At 71.6% G+C, this 5559-nt stretch carries 4 protein-coding genes; all 4 read right to left on the bottom strand.

Features of this window, described 5'->3' with window-relative positions; all coding sequences use genetic code 11:
- Positions 1 to 1100, bottom strand: a 1100-nt coding sequence (locus G6020_RS17495; protein WP_206682198.1) for a thrombospondin type 3 repeat-containing protein, incomplete at its 3' end; no start/stop codon positions are given.
- 182 nt (positions 1101 to 1282) lie between these two features.
- On the bottom strand, positions 1283 to 2494 hold the full coding sequence (locus G6020_RS03460; protein WP_179523473.1) for an acetate kinase: 1212 nt from the start codon (positions 2492 to 2494) through the stop codon (positions 1283 to 1285).
- Positions 2491 to 4716: a phosphate acetyltransferase gene (gene pta, locus G6020_RS03455; protein ID WP_194305949.1), complete on the bottom strand. Its 2226-nt coding sequence runs from the start codon at positions 4714 to 4716 to the stop codon at positions 2491 to 2493. The genes G6020_RS03460 and pta overlap by 4 nt, the downstream gene beginning before the upstream one ends.
- A gap of 220 nt (positions 4717 to 4936) precedes the next feature.
- Positions 4937 to 5559, bottom strand: a 623-nt coding sequence (locus G6020_RS03450; RefSeq protein ID WP_182609666.1) for an HNH endonuclease signature motif containing protein, incomplete at its 5' end; no start/stop codon positions are given.

The raw sequence follows: 5559 nt of genomic DNA, 5'->3' as shown, positions 1-5559 counted from the left end.
GACCCGCCGCTGGAACCGCCGGCGGACCCGTTCCAGGGCCAGCCGGGCAACCCGCCCTGCGACCCGCCCAGTGACCCGCCGATCGAGCCCCCCAGGGACCCGAGCCCCGGCCCCAGGATGAGCCCGATCACCCCGACGATCACCACCGGCCAGATGACGTCCGGTAGGTCCGCGGACCCGCCGCCCGACGCGGGCCGGATCACCAGGCGTCGGACGGAGGTGTACGTCGCACCGTCGGGCAGGGTGACGGTGAACTCGACGTCATAGGTCCCGGCCCTCGACGGGGTGCCCACCAGGACGCCGTCCTCGAGCCGCAGGCCCGGCGGCAGAGTCGAGGCGTCCACCGCGAGCACGGCCCCCTCGGGCGTGCGCGGCAGGAACGGCTCGGGCCCGAAGGATCGCCCGATCGTGCCGTCGGGAAGTCGGTTGACCGGGTCGGTGGGGTCGGTGCCGAGCTGGTCCTCGACGAGATCCGGCAGGCCGTCACCGTCGGTGTCCACGACCCCGATGTCGGTGAACGACACCCAGATCATCGGACTCACGCTCTGGCGTTGCGCGTAGTTCTCCACGTCGCGGGGTACCGATACTTCGTCGACGACCCTCGCCGTCTGGCCGGGTGCGAGATCGAGTGCCGCGACCGTGGTGCCGCGGGCCGGGGAATCGGCTGACCGGGGGGTGTCGGCACCGTAGAGGGTCACGGTCCGCGAATCGGAGCCGACGGCGCCGGTGATGGTGCTGCTGACGTCGAATTCGGCCGCGCCCGAGACCAGATAGTCGCCGATCCCCACGGCGTACCGCCCGGTTCGGCCCGTGTCGGTGGCATTGCGGACGTGGTAGGTCCGGTCGATCGACTCTCCCGGCGACATCGAGCACGGGTCCACCTCGGGGGTCCCGCCGATCGCGCCCTCCGGATCGGAGAGCGCGGGCCCGCCGGCGAGGTCGCACCCCCACGATCCCAGGACGAGGTCAGGTGCATCCGTCCAGGTGGAGCCGTCGAGCGAGAACTCCAGGTCGGTGTGCGCGTCCAGTGGCGCGGCGGTGATGGCGCGGGCGACCGATGCCCCGCCGAGCACCAGGGTGACCGCCGTCGCGAGAGCCACCGGGGTCAACCCCACCGTCCGACGACCTCGCGACCGGCCGGGCCGCGTATCGCGGGCGGGCTCGGTGACACGCGGAGATCGTGGGTGCTTCGGCATCGACCAGCTTCGTCAGGACCGGGCTGAGGCCCGGGGGGTGGCCCCCACTGTAAGCGTAAGGACGTTCTTAGGTAAAGGTGTCCCTGTCACTCCCCCAGCCCCAGGACCCTGTCGCACGCCCGGGCGATCGCCAGCTCCTCGTCGGTCGGCACCACCAGAACCGTGACCCGGCTGCCAGGCGTCGAGATGACGCGTTCCCCTGAACCGTTCTCGTTGGCCTCCGGGTCGATCTCCACCCCCCAGCCACCGAGAGTGGACAGGGCGTCCGCACGCAGGCGGGCGACGTTCTCGCCCACTCCCGCGGTGAACGTGATGGCCCCGACGTCGCCGAGAACCGCCCAGTAGCCGCCGATGTAGCGACGCAGTCGATGGATCACCACCTCGTAGGCGAGCACGGCGTCGTCGTCGCCGGCATCGACCCGTGCGAGCAGTTCCCGGAAGTCGCGGGCGCCCGCCAACCCCTCCAGCCCCGACCTGCGGTTGAGCAGGGTGGAGACGTCCTCGGGCGACATGCCCCGGTCGCGGATGAGGTGGATGATCAGACCGGGGTCGAGGTCGCCGGGACGCGTGCCCATGACCAGGCCCTCGAGCGGAGTCAGGCCCATGGAGGTGTCGACCGCCCGCCCGCCGGCGATCGCCGAGGCCGACGCCCCGTTGCCGAGGTGCAGCACGATCTGATCGAGCTCGTCGTACGGCCGACCCAGGATCTCGGCGGTGCGGCGAGAGACGAACTCGTGGCTGGTGCCGTGGAAGCCGTATCGGCGCAGGTCCCATCTGCTCGCCACCGCGCGGTCGATCGCGTAGGTGTGAGCCGCGGCGGGCAGGGTGTGGAAGAACCCGGTGTCGAACACCGCCACGTGCGGCAGGCCGGGCAGCAGCTCGCGGGCCACGCGGATCCCGCGCAGGTTGGCGGGGTTGTGCAGCGGCGCCAGCAGCTCGAGCTTCTCGATACCCGCCTCCACCTCGGGTGTGACCTCGACCGGATCGTGGAAGTCCGGCCCGCCGTGGACCACCCGGTGACCGATCGCCTCGACCCCCAGGTCGGTGGGGTGGGCGCCGAGCTCGCCCGCGAGCTCCAGCACCCGGCTGAGCGCCACGGTGTGGTCTGGGACCGCCGCCTCCACGCTGCGCTCCCCACCCGGCGAACCGGCCAGGTCACCGCGCCGCACGGTCAGCGTTCCGACGGGCTCGCCGATGCGCTCGACTAACGCCCACGCCAGCTCGGAGTCAAGCGCGGTGTCGAGGATCTGCAGCTTGAGCGAGGAGGAGCCGGAGTTGATGACGAGGACGCGGGTCACGACTCGCCCTCGCGGGCGCCGGCGGTCCCCTGAGCCTCAACTGCTGAACCCTGCGCCCGAACGCCTGCACCCTGCGCCTGAACGGCTGCACCCTGCGCCTGAACGGCGGTGATGGCGACCGTGTTGACGATGTCCTCCACCAGCGCGCCGCGGGAGAGGTCGTTGATGGGCTTGCGGAGCCCCTGCAGGACCGGCCCGATCGCGACGGCGCCGGCGGTGCGCTGCACGGCCTTGTAGGTGTTGTTGCCTGTGTTGAGGTCGGGGAACACCAGGACGGTGGCCCGGCCGGCGAGCGGCGAGTCCGGCATCTTCTTGCGGGCCACCGTCGGGTCGACGGCGGCGTCGAACTGCAGCGGTCCGTCCACCACGAGGTCCGCCATCGGGTCCCCCTCTGCGGCCGCGGCGATCCGTGCGCACACGATCTCGGTGGCCTCACGCACCTTGTCCACGTCCGCTCCGCTGCCCGAGTCACCCGTGGAGTAGGACAGCATCGCGACTCGCGGGTCCACACCGAACCGGGACGCGGTCTCGGCGGAGGACAACGCGATGTCGGCGAGCTGCTCGGCGGTCGGGGCGGGGACGACCGCGCAGTCGCCGAACGCCAGGACGTGGTCTGAGAGGCACATGAGGAACACGCTGGACACGGTCTTCACGCCCGGCCTCGTCCGGATGATCTCCAGCGCGGGTCGGATGGTGTGCGCGGTGGTGTGCGCGGCACCCGAGACCATGCCGTCGGCGAGGCCGGTGTGCACCATCATCGTGGCGAAGTAGGAGATGTCGAGCATCCGGTCGCGGGCCACGTCCAGCGTCATGCCCTTGTGCTCGCGCAGCTCCGCGTACTGCCGGGCGAACGGCTCGGCGTGCTCGCTGCTGCGTGGGTCGAGGACCTGCGCCCCGGACAGGTCGATGCCCAGTTCATCCGCGCGTCGCTGCACGGCCTCGGGGTCGCCGAGGATCGTCAGGTCGGCGACATCCCGGCGCAGCAGCCGGCCGGCGGCGTGGAGGATCCGGTCGTCGTCGCCCTCCGGCAGCACGATGTGCCGCTTGTCCGCGCGGGCGCGCTCGAGGAGCTGGTGCTCGAACATCTGCGGCGTCATGACGTCGGGGGTGTCCACACGCAGGCGGGCGAGCAGTTCCTCGGTGTCGACGTGCTTCTCCATGAGGCTCAGTGCCGTCTCGACCTTGCGCCCGGAGCCGGAGTACACGCGTCCCCGGGTCTCGGCCGCCAGGCGGGCGGTGTCGTAGGTGCCGTGGTCGGTGCACACGATCGGCAACGTCGAGCGCATGCCACGGACCAGTCGATCCATCGCCGCGTTCGGCATCAGGCTCCCGTTCCAGATCATCCCCGCCAATGAGGGGAAGCCCTCCGCGCCGTGCGCGGTGAGCACAGCGAGAACGGCGTCGGTCCGGTCAGCGGGAACGATGACGACCATGCCGTCCACCAGCCGCTCCAGGATCCGCTCACCGGTCATCCCGCCCACCATCAGTGCCATGACCTCTCGGTCCAGCAGGGCCGGGTCACCGGAGTAGAGGGTGCCGTCCACGGCATCCACCAGCTCCCCCATCGTGGGCGCGGTGAGCAGGGCCTGGCTCGGCAGCGTCCAGGCGGGCAGGTCCAGGGGCGCGAGCTCGGCCTGGATTGCCTCCAGCGCGCTGGGGTCGCACCGGTTGACCACGATCCCCACCGGGTGCGCGTGCTCGACCCTGAGCTCCTCGAGCGTCAGCCGGGCGTTCGTGCCGATCTCCCCTGGTGTCCGGTCGGCGCCGCGGATCACCAGGAGCACGGGCGCGCCGAGGTTCACGGCGAGTGTGGCGTTGAAGTCAAACTCGGTGGGACTGGGCACGCCCGTGTAGTCGGTGCCGAGGATCACCACCACATCGCACTGCCCGGCCACCACGTGGTACCTGTCCACGATCTCCGCCAGCGCTGAGTCGCGGTCCTCGTGGACGCGGTCGTTGGTCACGCCGATGCAGTCCTCGTAGTCGAGGTCCACGGTGGTGTGCTGGAGCAGCATCTCCACGATGCGGTCGCGCGGGGGCTCGGTGTCCGTGCCGGTGCCGGCATCGGCATCGACGACGCGCGGCGCGACGGTGACCGGGCGGAACACCCCCACCCTTTGTACGGTCCCGGCGAGAATGCGCAGGAGGCCGAGGGCGACGGTCGACTTCCCGGTGTCGCCCTCGGGGGCCGCCACGTACACAGCGGACGACGACAGGGGCATGTCGGTCACCGGGGACGGAATCGTGGGCGCGTCGGTCTCGGGCGGGAGAATCTCGGATACGGGGGAATCGGGCACGGCGGAATCGGGCACGAGGGCATTGTGACAGCGCGAGCCCGCCGGCACACCTCGTACACGCCATGCAGACCCGTCGCGCGCCCCGACGCGCGGCCGCGCCGGCGAGATGCCGGGAGGGGCTGACGCGCTGCTGTCAGGGGCCGGGTCAGACATCGGTGAGCCTGTCGACGCCGGGCGGCAGCCACGTGCAGCGACCAGGCGAGCCTGGGTCCGCGACGGTCGTCCACGCCGACGGGCCGTCGCCGACGAACGCGTGATGCACGGGACAGCCCAACGCGCCGTTGGCGACAGTCGTGGGTCCGCCTCGCGACCACTCCCTCACGTGGTGGAACTGGCTCCCCCTGGCCGGTGCGGCGCAACCCGGGAACGTGCAGCCTCCGTGCGCGGCGTGGAGGACCAGGCGCTGGATGGCGGAGGCCAGGCGCCGGTCGGGGTGGGCGTCGACGTCGATCCGGTGCAGTTCCTCGCGGCCGTCGCGCAGTAGCGAGACGAACCACGGCAGCGACCCGGCCATCGAGACGGCCTGGCGGACGCTGAGCTGGGTGCCGGAGTCGGTCTCCACGAGTGCGGCGGGTTCCTCGAGTTGCTCAGGCGTCACGCGCACCACGATGGTGGCGATTCCCTTGGGCCGGGCGGGGTCGACGGTCGACCCGAGCGCCCACTGGTGCACGAGCGCGTCGTGCGCCCGCTGCTCCGGGGTGCGCTCGTCCGACCCGGGCTCACATGCCACGGCCCCGCCGGGTCCGCCGAAGTCGCACAGCGCACGCT

This window comes from Dietzia sp. B19 (assembly GCF_014145155.1).
GTDB classification, from domain to species: domain Bacteria; phylum Actinomycetota; class Actinomycetes; order Mycobacteriales; family Mycobacteriaceae; genus Dietzia; species Dietzia natronolimnaea.
This window is presented reverse-complemented; position numbering and strand designations above follow the sequence as displayed.

Bases quoted from the DNA above. Each gene is read 5' to 3' on its own strand.
- pta (WP_194305949.1), bottom strand. From the start codon at position 4,716: ATGCCCCTGTCGTCGTCCGCTGTGTACGTGGCGGCCCCCGAGGGCGAC.